1 protein-coding gene is annotated in these 1597 nt (G+C 63.1%); it reads right to left on the bottom strand.

Annotation, left to right across the window (positions count from 1 at the left end; all coding sequences use genetic code 11):
* Positions 1-54: 54 nt before the first annotated feature.
* Positions 55-1413, bottom strand: coding sequence for a group II intron reverse transcriptase/maturase (gene ltrA / locus AC54T3_RS17390; protein ID WP_496626568.1), 1359 nt, complete (start codon positions 1411-1413; stop codon positions 55-57).
* Positions 1414-1597: the final 184 nt, after the last annotated feature.

Raw genomic sequence — 1597 nt, 5'->3', positions numbered from 1 at the left:
CCTAGCATGCGGGTCCGCACTAGGCGGTTCACAAGAAGGGAGCACACGAGGACTTCAGGCATAGCCATGCGCTTTCATCCACTGATCACGGATGCTGATCAAGCCCTGGCGTTTCAGCCAGTCATTGGTCATCCCGGTTTGCGTGCCCAGCGAGCGGGACAGATGCCAATAGCTCTTGGAGCTCATGCCTGTCCAGATCGCGGCGCGCTTCGGCGTCCCCAGAGCCCTCAGCTGGCGAATGCGATGGCGCACCCCTCGCCACTGTTTCCAGTAGCACATGCGGATGCGCCGCCGCAGCCAGTGGTCCAGCTCGGGAATCGGCCGATAATAGTCCGAGATGCCGAAGTAGCCCATCCAACCACGGACGTATTCGGAGAGTTTCTTGAACCGGTAGTCCATCGACACGCCCCAGCTCCGTCCGGTCAGCAAGCGCCGCCGGTGACGGAGGTCTTGGTAGGTGTGCTCGGACCAACGCAACTTCTTGCCCCGGAACGTGAATCCCAGGAACTCGCAGTGGTCGGTCTTGACCACACGGCTCTTGTGCGCGTTGACCACCAGTTTGAGCGTGCCGGTCAGATAGCGAGACACGCTCGCCATGACCCGCTCACCCGCGCGATGGCTGCGCACCAGGATCAGCAGGTCGTCCGCATAGCGCACGAACCGGTGTCCCCGTCTCTCCAGTTCCTTGGTCCTCGAGTCATCCAAGAGGATGTTGGCCAGCAACGGCGACAGTGGCCCGCCTTGCGGCGTGCCCATCTCCGTTGCTTCAAGGGTTCCTCCAACCAAGACACCCGCCCGCAGGTAGTGACCGATCAAGGCCAGCAGCTGCTTGTCGCGCACCTTCCGACCCACGCGGGCCATCAGGACGTCGTGCTGGACCGTGTCGAAGAACTTCGCCAGATCCAGATCCACGGCCATGCGGTAGCCGTCACCGATATGGGCTTGTACCCGCCTCAATGCGCCATGGGCAGAGCGTCCTGGTCGAAAGCCGACACTCGCATCCGAGAACCCTGGATCGAAGATCGGCCCCAGGACTTGCGCAATGGCTTGTTGGATGACGCGGTCCATCACCGTCGGGATGCCGAGCAGACGCTCGCCACCGTTCGGCTTGGGAATCGTCACCCGTTTGACCGGCTGTGGCCGGTAGGTGCCCTCACGCAGGGCTTGGCGGATCGCTGGCCAGTTCGAGCGTGCGAACTCGGGAAAGTCCTCGATGCGCATCCCATCGATCCCAGGTGCGCCCTGATTGGACTTCACGCGCCTCCATGCCTGTCGCATGTTCTCGCTCTCCAGCACCCGCTCCATCAGGTCGTCATGCAAGGCTGGCAGCAACGCATCACGCCGCAACGCCTCTCCCCCGGTCGGGTTCAACGACGCGTGCGAGCAATCCACGGCTCCGCCTTGGCTTCTCATGTTCGGCCCTTCGTCGGGCGAGCGCTCCACGCTCGCTCGGCTACTAGGGCCTCTGCTGACTTCTGTCCCGTCACGCCGAGCGTTGCCGCTCGCCGCGCTGCCCGAGTCACTGTAAGGACACTACAGGTACTCCCACAGGGGACTTTCACCCCATCAGTTCATGCCCAGGCCGGGCGTACACGAG

It is taken from the genome of Halochromatium sp. NSM3, assembly GCF_059621085.1.
Note: the sequence above shows the minus strand (reverse complement) of the source record. Positions and strands in the feature narration are given on the sequence as shown.

Bases quoted from the DNA above. Each gene is read 5' to 3' on its own strand.
- ltrA (WP_496626568.1), bottom strand. From the start codon at position 1,413: ATGAGAAGCCAAGGCGGAGCCGTGGATTGCTCGCACGCGTCGTTGAAC.